Raw genomic sequence first — 13,626 nt, 5'->3', positions numbered from 1 at the left:
GCGCCGCGTCAGCGGCCAGAAACATGCCTAACGCCCCGTTAGGCTTTCTTAACCGCCGTCCGTTCATAGTCGCAGGCGAAGGTCGAGGTCTGGAAATCCGTCCGGTCCCTGCATCGAGCGTCCGCCCATCATGTTCGCCAAGCGTCAGTCCGCCCTCGCCGCCGCCGCCGGTGCCCCGCCCACGGGCCGGGGGCTGAAACTCGACTTCAAGCCGGTCGGGGCGCTGCTGAAGAAGCCGCCCGTCGCCGTCGGGGCCGCGGGCCTGCTGCTGCTGGGCACCGTCGCCCTGTTCCTGACCGTTCTGGGCGATCCGCGCGCCGGTACGCCTTCCGCCCGCGTCGCCCTGAAGCGCGAGGCCCCCGTCGCCCCGCCCGCGCCCTCGGGCCTGGAAGCGTTCAGCATGGGCGGCTTCGGGGCCTGGCAGGGTCTGTCCGGCGCCCCCGTCGACCCCGCCACCGGCGCGGCCGGAGGCGATGCCCTGATCACCCTGCCCGACGGCGCCAGCGTCGCTGGAGGCTCGGCCATCGCGGCCCCGCCCCAGCCCGCCCAACCCCTCGTCGCCGCCCCCATCGCGGGCCTCAGCCAGCCGGGACCGCAGGGCTTCCTGCCGGTCATCGCGTCGGACGGCCGCGTCCCGGCCCAGGCCTATGCCCGGCCCTTCCGCCCCAACGGCAAGCCGACCGTCGCCCTGATCGTCGGCGGCCTCGGCCTCAACGCCGTGACGACCCGCGCCGCGATCGAGCGCCTGCCCGCCGACGTCACCCTGTCGTTCGTGCCCTATGCCGAGGGCCTGCAGGGCTGGATCAACCTCGCCCGCGCCCAGGGCCATGAGGTGATGATCGAGATCCCGATGGAGCCGACCGGCTATCCCAACACCGATCCCGGCCCCTACACCCTGCTGAACAACGCCACGCCCGACGATGTCCAGGCCAAGATGGCCTGGCTGCTGGGTCGCGCCACCGGCTATTTCGGGGTCACCAACTATCTGGGCGACCGGTTCGTGACCTCGGACACGGGCATGAGCGCCTTCCTCGGCATCCTGCGCCAGCGCGGCATCGCCTTCCTCGACGATGGCTCGGCCCGCCGCCGCCCGGGGGCCTGGGCCAGAGCCTCTGCCGACAGCATCATCGACGAGACCCAGACCCCCGCCGCCATCATCGGGGCCCTGAACATGCTGGAGGCCACCGCCAAGAGCCGCGGCGCGGCGCTCGGCACCGGCTTCGCCTATCCCGTCACGGTCGAGGCGGCCGCCCGCTGGACCGCCGGCCTCGACGCCCGCGGCCTGCAGCTGGCCCCGGCGTCGGCGATGACGCAGCGGCCGGGGCGCTGACGCGCAGGCAGTAGGCAGTAGGCAGTAGGCAGTAGGGTGCCGCGATCGTGCGCCCCTCGCAAATCCCGACCTGCGCGCCCGCCATTTTCCTTGCTTCCTGTTGCCTACTGCCTACTGCCTACTGCCTCCATGTCTGACTTCCCCAAACACCGCCCCAACGTCGGCGTCGTCCTGTTCAATGCCGAGGGCCAGGTCTGGTACGGCCACCGCGCCGGCCAGCTGACCGGCCACGCCTGGCAGTTCCCGCAAGGGGGCGTGGACAAGGGCGAGGACCTCGAGGCCGCCGCCCGGCGCGAACTGGAGGAGGAGACCGGCGTCACCTCGGTGGAACTGCTGGGGCGGACCGACGGCTGGATCGTCTACGACTTCCCCGAGGCCCTGAGGCTGGCGCACAAACTCAAGGGGCGGAAGCCGTGGGACGGCCAGAAACAGGTCTGGTTCGCCTTCCGCTTCACCGGCCCCGCGGACGAGATCGACCTGAACCGCCATGCGGAGGTCGAGTTCGATTCCTGGCGCTGGGGCGACCTGTCCGAGGCCTGCGACCTGATCGTGCCGTTCAAGCGCGAGGCCTATGTCCAGGTGGTGGCGGCGTTCAGCCGGTTCGCCGGCTGAGCCCACGGGATTCAGCCTGGGGACAGACGTCCTTCAGCACCCGCTTCGTCGACGGCGGGTATTTTTCCAGCAGCCGCGCCGGCCGGACCGGTCGCTTCACCAGCTCACCCCCGCAGTTCAGGCAGACATCCTCCGCGCAGTCGGCGCAGAAGGTGCATTCGAAGGTGCAGATGCGCGCGTCAGGGCTGTCATACGGCAGGTCCCGGTCGCAGCATTCGCAGTTGGGTCGAAGCTCGAGCATATCGCGCCGTAACAGGTCGCCATGCGCCGCGCCAGCCGTCGCCCCCGCCGGAGCCTCAGTCTTCCTGCGCCGCCGGGTTCATCAGGGTGACGATCAGCCCGGCGGTGCGGCCATAGCCGGGGGCCATCGCGGGGTCGATCACGCGGGCGAAGACGGCCTCGCCGTCCAGCCGCGCGAAATACTGGGTCACGCCCGCCTCCAGCCGGCCCGTCTCGGACCAGTCGTCCAGCGTCGCCAGCCCGGCCTTCATCGCCGCGACATCGGCCGGGGTCACACCCAGGGCCACAACCCGGCACCAGGCCACAGTCTCGTTCACCCCGACGACGATGCTGCCGGTGTCGGAGACGACGAAGCCGAACTCGAGGTCGGCCCATTCCAGATCGTGGAAGGCCGACCGGGTGGGGGCGTCCTGCGACGCATCGACCAGCACCACCCTGTCGGCATTCAGGTCGGCGTTCATCAGGTCGAACGGCAGACGTCCCGCGATGTTAGGCGCGCATACCGACCGCACCGCGTGCATGAAGGCGGCGGCGGGTACGGCGTCGGGGGTCTGGGCCTTCGCCCCGGGTGCCAGGGCGGCCAGGGCCAGGGCGACGGCGGACAGGCGGGCAGGGGACAGCGGCATGGCGTCGTTCCTCTCAAGGTCGACGAAGCTTAGCCATGCGCCTCAGCGGCGCCCAGAGCCCGGACGGCCTCCACCCCGCGCCGTCGGAAACCGTCAGCCGCGCCGCTGCAGCGCCAGCCGCACCAATCCGGCGATCGCGACCAGGGCCCAGGCGCCCTCCATCAGCGCCGCCGACAGGTTGAAGTCCACCGACAGCGACCACAGGATCAGCAGGGCTCCGGAAAGGTTCAGGCACAGGGCCGGCCACTGCTTGGGATCGAGCTTTCCCGACGTCGCCCCGGCATAGGCCACCAGGATCAGCAGGACGCCGAAGATGCCGGCCAGGTCGATGGGGGTCATGAGGGGGCTCCGTTCGCGCGTTTCAGCGTCAGGATGACGATCTCGGGCGGCGCGCGGAACCGGACCGGCAGGATGGAGATCCCCACCCCACCGGTCACAAACAGCTTGCGGCCGCCCTCGTCATAGAGCCCGCAGGCCCAGCGTTCCGACAAGAAAAATCCGGCGACCGCGAAGCAGTCGCCGGATCAGAAAGATGCAGCCGAGAGGTCCGAGGACGGCTCCGATCCAGGCCAGGGTCAGGATGGCCCCCGGCCCGGCCATGTCGGGATCAGGCCGCCGCGATCTCGGTGGCTTCCTCGGCCAGGATGGACAGGCCGGCGGGAGTCACGTCGGCGAAGCCGCCGCGCACCGTGAAGGTGCGCCGCGACGACCCGTCGAACACCACGACCGGGCCTTCGCGCAGGGCGGTCATGAAGGGCGCGTGGTCGGCCAGGACGCCGAAGTCCCCTTCGACGCCGGGCGCGTCGACCTGGTCCACGAGGCCCGAGAAGACCTCGCGTTCGGGCGACACCAGCGAGAAGCTGAGCTTGCCCGCCATTACGCCGCGTCCGCCGCCAGCTTCTGGGCCTTCTCCACGGCTTCCTCGATGGGGCCGACCATGTAGAAGGCGGCTTCGGGCAGGTGGTCGTATTCACCGGCGACGATGCCCTTGAAGCTGCGGATGGTGTCGGCCAGCTCGACGAACTTGCCGGGCGAGTTGGTGAACTGCTCGGCGACGAAGAAGGGCTGGGACAGGAAGCGCTGGATCTTGCGGGCGCGCGAGACGATCAGCTTGTCCTCTTCCGACAGCTCGTCCATGCCCAGGATGGCGATGATGTCCTTCAGGGCCTTGTACTGCTGCAGCACTTCCTGGACCGAACGGGCGACCAGATAGTGCTCCTCGCCGATCACCAGCGGGTCCATGATCCGCGAGGTGGAGTCCAGCGGGTCCACGGCCGGGAAGATGGCCTGGGCGGCGATGTCGCGGTTCAGCACGGTCGTCGCGTCCAGGTGGGCGAACGAGGCGGCGGGCGCGGGGTCGGTCAGGTCGTCGGCGGGCACGTAGATGGCCTGGACCGAGGTGATCGAACCCTTCTTGGTCGAGGTGATGCGCTCCTGCAGGTTGCCCATCTCGGTCGCCAGCGTCGGCTGATAGCCCACGGCCGACGGGATGCGGCCCAGCAGGGCGGACACTTCCGAACCGGCTTGCGTGAAGCGGAAGATGTTGTCGACGAACAGCAGCACGTCCTTGCCTTCCTCGTCGCGGAAGTACTCGGCCTGGGCCAGGCCGGTCAGGGCGACGCGAGCGCGGGCGCCGGGAGGCTCGTTCATCTGGCCGTAGACGAGGGCGCATTTCGAGCCCTCGGTCGAGCCGCCGTTCTTGGACGGGTCCACGTTCACGTTGGACTCGATCATCTCGTGATACAGGTCGTTGCCCTCGCGGGTGCGCTCACCCACGCCGGCCAGCACCGAATAGCCGCCGTAGGCCTTGGCGATGTTGTTGATCAGCTCCTGCATGGTCACGGTCTTGCCCACGCCGGCACCGCCGAACAGGCCGATCTTGCCGCCCTTGGTGTAGGGGCAGATCAGGTCGATGACCTTGATGCCCGTGACCAGGATTTCCGACGAGGTCGACTGTTCCTCGAACGTCGGGGCCTCGCGGTGGATCGGGCGGTACATGGTGGTGGCGATCGGGCCCTGTTCGTCGATCGGCGCGCCGACGACGTTCATGATGCGGCCGAGCGTGCCCGGGCCGACCGGTGCCAGGATGGAGGTGCCGGTGTCGGTCACCGGCTGGCCGCGCGTCAGGCCCTCGGTGGTGTCCATCGAGATGGCGCGGACCATGTTCTCACCCAGGTGCTGGGCGACTTCGAGGACCAGGGTGAAGGGCTCGCCCGTCTTCTGGTCGACGTTCTGGGTTTCCAGCGCGTTCAGGATGGCGGGCAGCTGGCCGGTGAACTCGACGTCCACCACGGCGCCGATGACCTGGGCGATCTTGCCCACGCCGGTGCCGGCCGTATAGGCGGCGTTTCCGGTCGCCGAGGCGGCGGCGGGGGCGACGGGCGCCTTGGGCTTGCGGGGCGCGGCGGGCTTCTTGGGGGCGACGGTGTCGGTCATCGGTGGGGTCCGTTTCGGTCTGTATCTGTCAGGATCGGAGGATCAGAGCGCTTCCGCGCCGGCGATGATCTCGATCAGTTCGGTGGTGATCTGGGCCTGGCGCTTGCGGTTGTACGTCAGCCTCAGGGAGGTGATGAGTTCGCCCGCGTTGCGCGTGGCATTGTCCATGGCGCCCATCTGGGCCCCGAAGAAGCTGGCCTGGTTCTCGAACAGGGCGGCCAGGACCTGGGTCGTCAGGTTGCGCGGCAGCAGGGTCTCGAGGATTTCCTCTTCCGAGGGCTCGTATTCATAGACCGCGCCGTTCAGGTCGACCGGGGCGGCATCGCCGTCGACGACCGCGGGGATCAGCTGCTTGGGCGTCGGCACCTGCGAGATGACCGACTGGAAGCGGCTGTAGAACAGGGTCACGACGTCGGCGTTGCCGGCCTCGAACTCCTCGGCGATCATGCGGGCGATCGGCTCTGCGGTCGTCATGCCGATGACCTTGTGGTCGCTCAGCTCGAACGTCTTGATGATCCGGCCGCCGTACAGGCGGGTCAGGCCGTCGCGGACCTTGCGGCCCACGGCGATGATCCGCACGTCCTTGCCGTTCGCGATCAGGGTGTTGATGCGTTCCTTGGCGGCGCGGATGACGTTGGTGTTGAACCCGCCGGCCAGACCCTTGTCGCCCGTGGCCACGACGATCAGGTGCTTGTGGTCGTTGCCCGTGCCGGACAGCAGCTTGGGTGCGCCGTCGCCCGACACGCCCGCCGCCAGGTTGGCGATGACGGCGGCCATCTTGCGGGCATAGGGCCGCGCGCTTTCAGCCTGCCCCTGGGCACGCTTCAGCTTGGCCGCGGCGACCATGTTCAGGGCCTTCGTGATCTTCTGCGTGGACTTCACGCTTTCGATCCGATTGCGCATTTCCTTGAGGCTGGCCATCGGGCGCTACTCTTTCAGCTTTCCGGGGTCAGACTTAGGCGAAGGTCTTGGCGAAGGCTTCGATCGCGGCCTTCAGCTCGGCTTCCAGGTCCTTGGACAGGGCCTTGGTCGACTTGATCGCGTCCAGCGTCGACTGGTGGGCCGAGTGCATGCGGGCCAGCAGTTCGGCCTCGAAGCGGCCGATGTCGGCCACGGCGATCTTGTCCAGGAAGCCGCGCGTGCCGGCATAGACCGAGACGACCTGCTCCTCGACGGTCAGCGGCGAGTACTGCGGCTGCTTCAGCAGTTCCGTCAGGCGGGCGCCGCGCGCCAGCAGTTGCTGGGTCGAGACGTCCAGGTCCGAGCCGAACTTGGCGAAGGCGGCCATTTCCCGGTACTGGGCCAGCTCGCCCTTGATCGAACCGGCGACCTGTTTCATCGCCTTGATCTGGGCCGAGGAGCCCACGCGCGACACCGAGATGCCGACGTTCACGGCCGGGCGGATGCCCTGGTAAAACAGGTCGGATTCCAGGAAGATCTGGCCGTCGGTGATCGAGATCACGTTGGTGGGGATATAGGCCGAGACGTCGTTGGCCTGGGTCTCGATGATCGGCAGGGCGGTCAGCGAGCCCGAGCCGTTGTCCTCGTTCAGCTTGGCCGAACGCTCCAGCAGGCGGCTGTGCAGGTAGAAGACGTCGCCCGGATAGGCTTCGCGGCCCGGCGGGCGGCGCAGCAGCAGGGACATCTGGCGATAGGCCACGGCCTGCTTGGACAGATCGTCATAGATGATCAGGGCGTGCATGCCGTTGTCGCGGAAGAACTCGCCCATGGCGGTGCCGGCGAACGGGGCCAGGAACTGCAGCGGGGCGGGCTCCGACGCCGTGGCGGCCACGACGATGGTGTAGTCCAGGGCACCGCGCTCCTCGAGCGTCTTGACGATCTGGGCGACGGTCGAGCGCTTCTGGCCGATGGCGACGTAGATGCAGTACAGCTTCTCGCCTTCCGACGCGCCTTCGACGTTGATCGACTTCTGGTTCAGGATCGCGTCGATGGCCACGGCGGTCTTGCCGATCTGGCGGTCACCGATGATCAGCTCGCGCTGGCCGCGGCCGACGGGGATCAGGGTGTCGATGGCCTTCAGGCCGGTCTGCATCGGCTCGTGCACCGACTTGCGGGGAATGATGCCCGGAGCCTTCACGTCCACGCGGCGACGCTCGGTGAACTGGATCGGGCCCTTGCCGTCGATCGGCTCGCCCAGCGGGTTCACGACGCGGCCCAGCAGGCCCTTGCCGACCGGAACGTCCACGATCTCGCCCAGGCGGCGGACCTCGTCGCCTTCGGCGATCTGGGCGTCGGCGCCGAAGATCACGGCCCCGACGTTGTCGCGCTCGAGGTTCAGGGCCATGCCCTTCACGCCGGCCTTGGGGAATTCGATCATCTCGCCGGCCTGGACGTTGTCCAGACCGTGGATGCGGGCGATGCCGTCGCCGACCGACAGGACCTGACCCACGTCGGACACGTCGGCTTCGACGCCGAAGTTGGCGATCTGGGACTTGAGGATGGCCGAAATCTCGGCGGCGCGGATGTCCATGGTCGGGCTCTCTGGCTTTCGTCTTCTTGGGCGTCGGCGGCGAGGCCGACGGTCAAATCGTGGTGTGGCTTATGCCCGTTTGAGGGCGAACTTCATCTGGTCGAGCTTGGTCTTCAGCGAGGCGTCGAACAGTTTCGACCCGACCTTGACCTTCAGGCCGCCGAGGATCGACGGATCGACGCGGGCGGTCATTTCGGGGGCCTTGCCCAGCGCCTGCATCAGGGCCGAGCGGATGTGGGTCGTCTGGGCCGTCGTCAGCGGCATCGCCGACACGACCTCGGCCGCCACCACGCCGGTGTGGCGGGCATACAGGGTCTCGAAGCCGGTGATGACGCCGCCCAGGTCGCGGGTGCGGCCGTTCTGGGCCAGCAGACCCAGGAAGTTCCGGGTCGTCGTCTCGAATTTGGCGGCCGTGGCGATGGCGGTCAGGCCCTTGCCCTGGTCCTCGGCCGACAGGATCGGCGACATGGCCATGCGGCGCAGATCCGCGCTTTCGACCCAGGCCGCCTTCAGCGACTTGAGGTCGGCGCGCACGGCGTCGAGTTTGCCCGTTTCAAGGGCGAGATCGAACAGCGCCTGGGCATAGCGCGCGCCGACTTCCGTCGTTCTGAAATCGTCAGCCAAGGCCTGTCCGTCCGAATACGTATCTGTTCAAACGACCGGCCGCGAGCCTCGCGCCGGTCAAAGGCTTGAAATGCTTAAGGAAAGCACGCCAGTGACCGGTTCATGCGAACGACCCTCTGGAAGCCGGGCGCCTGATAGCATGGGCTTTTGCCGGTCGCAACCGACGTGCGGACCCACGACCGCCCGCGCCCGTGCCGGGAGGGCCTGTCCACGGACGCTGACGACCGGGCAGCGACAGATCGCCCCGGTCTAGACCTCGAACACCCGATAGGGCGTCTCGCCCAGGGTCCGCAGCACCGGCAGGGCCACATTATAGACGGGCACGCCCCGGTTGGTCCGCCCCTCGGGCGCGCCCCGGTGGGCATGGCCGTGGACCACCAGTTTGACGTTGTCGTAGCGGTCGATGGTCTCGGCCAGCCGCGACGACCCCAGGAAGGTATGGATCTCCGGCGGCTCTCCGACCACGGTGTCGACCACGGGCGCATAGTGCAGCAGCACCACCGACCGCTCGGTCCGCAGCGACCGGATCGAGGTCTCCAGCTGGTTGGCGTCCTCGACCGCCTCCTGCACGAAGGCCTTGATCGAGGCCTCGCCGAAGGAACTCAGCATGTAGCGGCCGAAGCCGCCGACGAACCCCTTGGTGCCGGCGAAGCCGACGCCGTCGATCTCGTGGTTGCGCCCGCCCGACAGCATGGTGACGCCCGCGTCGCAGAACATCTCCATCACCACCTCGGGCTGGCCGCACTCGTGCTCGTGGTTGCCCATGACGCCCACGATGGGGATGGTGCAGAGCTTGAGGTCCTCCAGCAGGGCCTCGACCTCGCCCGTCTTGCCGAAATTGACCATGTCGCCGCACAGGCACAGCACGTCGGCGTCGTCGCTGACCCGCTCGAACAGGTCGCGATAGGGCGAGGGACCCTCGCCGACGTGCAGGTCGCCCACGGCCGCCACGCGCAGCCGTTTCGCCGGCCCCGCATCCATGCCCGGCTGCGGCGCCTGAAAGTCATCGGTCACAGGCCACCCCCGCGCTCAAGTCGCGAGGCTCCGCGAGCCGAGCATAGCGCCCTGCATCTGCGCTCAAGTCGTGAGCGACCGCGTCGCGAACATAGCGCCCTCGTTCAGGGTATCGGGTCATGGCGTTCCTCAAGGCCCTTGCCGACCACGTCGCCGAAGCCGAAGTCGGTGATGTCGGCGATATAGTCGCGCGGACTGAACAGGCGTCCGCGGCACACCTTGACACGCGGGGCGGGCAGGGTGACCTGGGCCTCCAGCCGCTGCGCCAGTTCGGTCATCAGCCAGGCCGGGATGTTGTCGCGCTCGGTCGGATAGGCGAAGCGGAAGTTCAGCAGGTGCGCCATCAGCACCTCCCAGTACAGATCCATCTGGTCCAGCAGCGACTTCCAGTCGATGGCCTCGGACTGTTTCAGGATGACGTGGTTCACGTCGGCCCCGTCGTAGCGATAGCGGTCCTGGATGAAGACCTTGGACAGGATCAGCGCCGTCGGCGGGGTGATCTTCACCGCGTGGCCATAGACCTCGATCGTGTCGTCGCCGAACCAGCTGTCGGACACTGCGATGGTGCCGTTCGACATGGCGAAGATCACGTCGAAGAAATGCTTCTCGTCCTTCCAGACCTTGGCGATCCAGCGCTCGTCCTCGACGTCGGTGCGGTACCCGCGCGTCTGGAAATAGGCCAGGATCCGGGGATAGTCCCCGGGCTTGCAGAAGACGTCCAGATCCTTGGTCGGCCGCCGGATCCCGGTATAGGCCGTCACCGCATAGGTGCCCGACAGCAGGAAGGGGATGCCGCTCTCCTGCAGCAGCCGCAGAGATTCCGCATAGAATTCGACCGCGTCCTCGGGCGGATGGAAGCTCGGTTCGGCGGCGGTATCGGACATGCGGGCAACCCCTGCGGACAAGGGCTTCAGAACGGCCGCCCCGCGCGCCGGGTTCCGTCGTCAGGTTCGCGGTACGGGACGTGCGCACCGGATTGACGGCCCCATATACGAACCGTATATGATCCATATACGTAAGAAGGGGCCCCTCATGGGACTAGTGAAGATCGACGACGGCCTGCACGAGGACATCCGCCGCGCCAGCACGGTGATGTGCCGGTCCATCAATGCCCAGGCCGAGTTCTGGATGAAGATCGGCAAGCTGGCCGAGGCCAATCCCACCCTGACGTTCAACGACATCGTCCGGGCCGAGATCGAGGCGGCGTCCGCGCGCCCGCCCCTGACCGTCGTCGCCTGACCGGTCGCCCGGCCCGAACCTCCGCAGGATCCGAATGACCGTCCAGGCCGACCTCGCCGCCTTCTTCGCCGACTATGTCGAGGCCTTCGCCCGTCGTGACCCGGATCGCCTCAGCGACCTGTGGGAGCCGGTCGGCCTCTTTCCCTCGCCCACGGGCAATTTCGCCATGCCCCGCGCGGCCTTTCGCGACCACTGCGTGACCCTGATGGAATTCTATCGGCAGCAGGGCGTGGTCCGGCCCGTGGGTGACCTGCTGTCGGCCGAGGCCCTGTTTCCGGACGTGGCCCAGGCGCGGATGGCCTACCGGATGCTGGGCGAGGCCGGCGAGATCATCGCGACCTGGGAGCATGTCTACATCCTGCGCCGCAGCGACCGCTGGCGGATCTCGCTGACGATCGCCGACGGCGAAATGGCGGCCTGGGCGGACAAGGGCGTCGACCTGTGATCCGCCGCCCGGCCTGATCCGGGGGCTCAGGCCGCGAGGTCGGCCAGGGCGTCGGTCCGGGTCTCTTCCGACGTCGGGAGGACGGCCTCGATGGCCGCCAGCAATCGCGCCATCTCGATCGGCTTGGCGACGCTGACGTTCATTCCGGCCTGCCGATACGCCTCGACCTGATGGGTCATCACGTTGGCCGTCAGGGCGATGATGGGCACGGGCGGGCGGCCCATGTCCGCCTCCTCCGCGCGGATCGCGCGCGCGGCGGTCGGGCCGTCCATCACCGGCATCTGGACGTCCATCAGGATCAGGTCCCATAGCCCGTCGGCAGCGCCCCGGCGCCAGGCCGCCACGGCCTCGGCGCCGTTCTCGACGATATGGGGGACGATGCCGGCCTGGCCGAGCAGCACGGACAGGACCTGGCGGTTGACCGGGTGATCCTCGGCGGCGAGGACGCGCAGCGCGCGATGGTCCCGCGCGGGGACATCGCCCGGGTCCCCGACCGGATGGCGTGGCGCGTCGACCCGCTCCAGCGGTGCCTCGAAGGTGAAACGAAGCCCGTGCGGCTCGATCCGCTCGGCCTCGATCGACCCGCCCATCAGATGGGCCAGCTCCATGCAGATCGACAGTCCCAGGCCCGTGCCGCCATGTTTTCGGGTGGTCGAGGCGTCGGCCTGGACGAACTTCCCGAACAGCAGGGGCAGCTGCTCCGCCGTCACCCCCGCGCCGGTGTCCTCGACGGTGACACGCAGGCGTCCATCGACGGCATCGGCGACCACGGAGATCGTGCCCGCATCCGTGAATTTGATCGCGTTCGAGATCAGGTTGGACAGGATCTGGCGCAGGCGGGTCGTGTCCCCCCGCCAGGTTCCCGCCGCCGCCGGCTCGACCCGTGCGTCGAACGACAGCCCCTTGGCGTCGGCGACGGCCCGGAACGTTTCCCGCGACTGTTCCACCAGGGTCTCCAGGTCGAAGTCCGCCGTTTCCAGCTCGACCTTGCGCGCCTCGATCTTGGCCAGGTCCAGCACGTCGCTGAGGATGGTCAGCAGGGCGTGGCCCGACTGGGTCACGATATCCAGCCTCTGGCGCTGCCGCACGGACAGCCGGTCGGCGGTCATGGCCTGGGCCATCCCGAGCACCCCGTTCAGCGGCGTTCGGATCTCGTGGCTCATGGTCGCCAGGAAGTCGCTCTTCGCCCGGTTGGCGTCTTCGGCGTCGGTCTGGGCGCGCTCGAGGGCGAGCACCGTGCTGGACAGCTTCATCCACGTCGCCAGCCCGGCGGCCGGCAGCAGCAGGGCACCCAGGGTGATCTGGAAGGCCTCCAGCGCTCCGAAGCCATGCGCGATGGCCCCGACGGGAACCAGCGTCAGGTACAGGACCGGCGGAAGCGCCGCCGAGAACGTCATCTGCCGGGAGCCCGGACTGACCATGACCGCGTTCAGGAAGGCCCCGCCGAGCAGGAGCGGGCCGCAGATCAGCCCCATGGTCGTGCCGGACAGCATCGGCATGGCCCCGCCGAGGCCGAAGATGACATTGTTGATGAAGACCAGCGCCAGACAGACCGGGGGATAGGTCTCTGCGCCCAGCCAGGCGGCCAGCGTCCCCTTGGGTCCCATCTGGCTCTCGACCACCTGGGTCAGGGCATAGATCGCCAGCCAGACGAGGCTGAACGTCACGCTCGACACGTTGCAGAAAACGGCTCCGATCACGACCGCCATCCCGATCCGGACCGTCCATTGTCGCGAGCGACTGAGCATCGCGACTTCGATCTGGTGCGTCTCTGCCGGCGTCATTCTGGCGTCTCCCTGCGAGGACGGAGCGCCTGACGTGTTCAGGGAATGTAAATTTCGCAGACCGGTGTAATTCTACCTAGGCCGTTCGGGGGATCGCCCCGGGTCTGCGCCCTCTTCCTGGGTGTCCGTTATCATCGCCCGAGTTAGGACAGCTGACGCTCAAAACCGCCGCCTTTTCAATGACCGTCCTCGCCAGCGACCCTTCGAACGCGCCTTGTATCCGGCCCGTGCCAGACTCGCTGGATGACCCATGCCACTCACACCCCCCGCCCCACCGCCGAGACCTGGGCCCTGATCCGGGACGACTATCGGTCCGGCATCACCGCGCCCGTTCTGGCCGAACGCTATGGCGTACCCGAGCGAACCCTGCGGCGCCGAGCCGCACTGGAGGGCTGGCGACGGGCCGATGCGCCGACCCCGTCTCTGGCAACGCCGCCGGCCTGGCTGCGACCGCCGGTGTCGCGCGAGGAGGCGCTGGCGAGGGACCCCGACCTGGCCGAGGTCGACGCGGCTGAGGGGGGCGACCGGATAGGCCTGTTGTTCGACCCTGATCCCCGCCACCTGCGGCTTTTTGCCTTCCGTCAGGCCTCGGAGGCGGCGGCCATGGATCGGCCGGTCCAGGCGGTGTCGTGGATGCGGCTGGCCCAGATTGTGGATCGCTGCGGCGACCGGATCGAGGCGGACGGCCGGCCTCTGCGCGAGGTGGACCATCTCCGCGCGGCCTACCTGCGCCGTCTGGGCGAGCTGTTACCGGAGGACATGCCCGCCGACGACGCCTGACTGGC

The 13,626-nt window shown here is 68.4% G+C and carries 17 protein-coding genes; 5 read left to right on the top strand and 12 right to left on the bottom strand.

Annotated features, from left to right (window positions below):
- The first annotated feature begins 130 nt into the window (after positions 1–130).
- Both BRESU_RS00695 and BRESU_RS00690 read left to right on the top strand, forming a co-directional pair.
- Positions 131–1,330 carry a divergent polysaccharide deacetylase family protein gene (locus tag BRESU_RS00695; protein WP_013267557.1) on the top strand — a complete coding sequence of 400 codons (1,200 nt, stop codon included), beginning with the start codon at positions 131–133 and terminating at the stop codon, positions 1,328–1,330.
- Between the two features lie 129 nt (positions 1,331–1,459).
- Entirely contained in the window at positions 1,460–1,942 is a 483-nt protein-coding gene (locus BRESU_RS00690) for an RNA pyrophosphohydrolase (RefSeq protein ID WP_013267556.1), read from the top strand.
- On the opposite strand, the gene BRESU_RS00685 is transcribed toward BRESU_RS00690, so the two are convergent.
- From BRESU_RS00685 to BRESU_RS00640, 11 genes are all read right to left on the bottom strand, one after another.
- Complete coding sequence (locus BRESU_RS00685; protein ID WP_013267555.1) at positions 1,923–2,183, bottom strand: DUF1272 domain-containing protein; 261 nt, start codon at positions 2,181–2,183, stop codon at positions 1,923–1,925. The two genes, BRESU_RS00690 and BRESU_RS00685, sit on opposite strands and share 20 nt — an antisense overlap.
- Before the next feature lie 55 nt (positions 2,184–2,238).
- Positions 2,239–2,808 carry a hypothetical protein gene (locus tag BRESU_RS00680; protein WP_013267554.1) on the bottom strand — a complete coding sequence of 190 codons (570 nt, stop codon included), beginning with the start codon at positions 2,806–2,808 and terminating at the stop codon, positions 2,239–2,241.
- Positions 2,809–2,901: 93 nt separating this feature from the next.
- On the bottom strand, positions 2,902–3,147 hold the full coding sequence (locus tag BRESU_RS00675) for a CBU_0592 family membrane protein (protein ID WP_013267553.1): 246 nt from the start codon (positions 3,145–3,147) through the stop codon (positions 2,902–2,904).
- On the bottom strand, positions 3,144–3,299 hold the full coding sequence (locus BRESU_RS17250) for a phosphohydrolase (RefSeq protein WP_013267552.1): 156 nt from the start codon (positions 3,297–3,299) through the stop codon (positions 3,144–3,146). The genes BRESU_RS00675 and BRESU_RS17250 overlap by 4 nt, the downstream gene beginning before the upstream one ends.
- Positions 3,300–3,415: 116 nt before the next feature.
- Positions 3,416–3,685, bottom strand: coding sequence for an ATP synthase F1 subunit epsilon (locus BRESU_RS00670; protein ID WP_013267551.1), 270 nt, complete (start codon positions 3,683–3,685; stop codon positions 3,416–3,418).
- Positions 3,685–5,244 (bottom strand): F0F1 ATP synthase subunit beta, encoded by a 1,560-nt coding sequence (gene atpD, locus BRESU_RS00665; protein WP_013267550.1) that lies wholly within the window; start codon positions 5,242–5,244, stop codon positions 3,685–3,687. Before atpD ends, BRESU_RS00670 begins: the two co-directional genes overlap by 1 nt.
- A gap of 42 nt (positions 5,245–5,286) precedes the next feature.
- Entirely contained in the window at positions 5,287–6,165 is an 879-nt protein-coding gene (locus BRESU_RS00660; RefSeq protein ID WP_013267549.1) for a F0F1 ATP synthase subunit gamma, read from the bottom strand.
- Positions 6,166–6,199: 34 nt separating this feature from the next.
- Entirely contained in the window at positions 6,200–7,735 is a 1,536-nt protein-coding gene (atpA, locus tag BRESU_RS00655; protein ID WP_013267548.1) for a F0F1 ATP synthase subunit alpha, read from the bottom strand.
- Positions 7,736–7,804: 69 nt separating this feature from the next.
- Complete coding sequence (locus tag BRESU_RS00650) at positions 7,805–8,359, bottom strand: F0F1 ATP synthase subunit delta (protein ID WP_013267547.1); 555 nt, start codon at positions 8,357–8,359, stop codon at positions 7,805–7,807.
- 249 nt (positions 8,360–8,608) lie between these two features.
- Positions 8,609–9,373 (bottom strand): metallophosphoesterase family protein, encoded by a 765-nt coding sequence (locus tag BRESU_RS00645; RefSeq protein WP_013267546.1) that lies wholly within the window; start codon positions 9,371–9,373, stop codon positions 8,609–8,611.
- 104 nt (positions 9,374–9,477) lie between these two features.
- Complete coding sequence (locus BRESU_RS00640; RefSeq protein WP_013267545.1) at positions 9,478–10,257, bottom strand: nucleotidyltransferase family protein; 780 nt, start codon at positions 10,255–10,257, stop codon at positions 9,478–9,480.
- Between the two features lie 148 nt (positions 10,258–10,405).
- Here BRESU_RS00640 and BRESU_RS00635 point away from each other — a divergent pair, with 148 nt between their 5' ends.
- Positions 10,406–10,612, top strand: coding sequence for a ParD-like family protein (locus BRESU_RS00635; protein WP_013267544.1), 207 nt, complete (start codon positions 10,406–10,408; stop codon positions 10,610–10,612).
- 34 nt (positions 10,613–10,646) lie between these two features.
- Positions 10,647–11,057, top strand: a complete 411-nt coding sequence (locus tag BRESU_RS00630) for a Cif family virulence factor (protein WP_013267543.1) — start codon at positions 10,647–10,649, stop codon at positions 11,055–11,057.
- A gap of 26 nt (positions 11,058–11,083) precedes the next feature.
- Here the strand turns inward: BRESU_RS00630 and BRESU_RS00625 are convergent, their stop codons facing one another.
- A complete protein-coding gene (locus BRESU_RS00625) occupies positions 11,084–12,841 on the bottom strand; it encodes an ATP-binding protein (RefSeq protein ID WP_013267542.1) in 1,758 nt (585 codons plus the stop codon).
- Positions 12,842–13,084: 243 nt separating this feature from the next.
- On the opposite strand from BRESU_RS00625, the gene BRESU_RS00620 reads away from it, so the two are divergent.
- Positions 13,085–13,621 carry a hypothetical protein gene (locus tag BRESU_RS00620; RefSeq protein WP_013267541.1) on the top strand — a complete coding sequence of 179 codons (537 nt, stop codon included), beginning with the start codon at positions 13,085–13,087 and terminating at the stop codon, positions 13,619–13,621.
- Positions 13,622–13,626: the final 5 nt, after the last annotated feature.

Origin of the sequence: Brevundimonas subvibrioides ATCC 15264 (genome assembly GCF_000144605.1) — a bacterium.
Classification (GTDB): Bacteria; Pseudomonadota; Alphaproteobacteria; order Caulobacterales; family Caulobacteraceae; genus Brevundimonas; species Brevundimonas subvibrioides.
The sequence above is the reverse complement of the archived record's forward strand: the minus strand, read 5'-3'. Positions and strand labels throughout refer to the sequence as shown.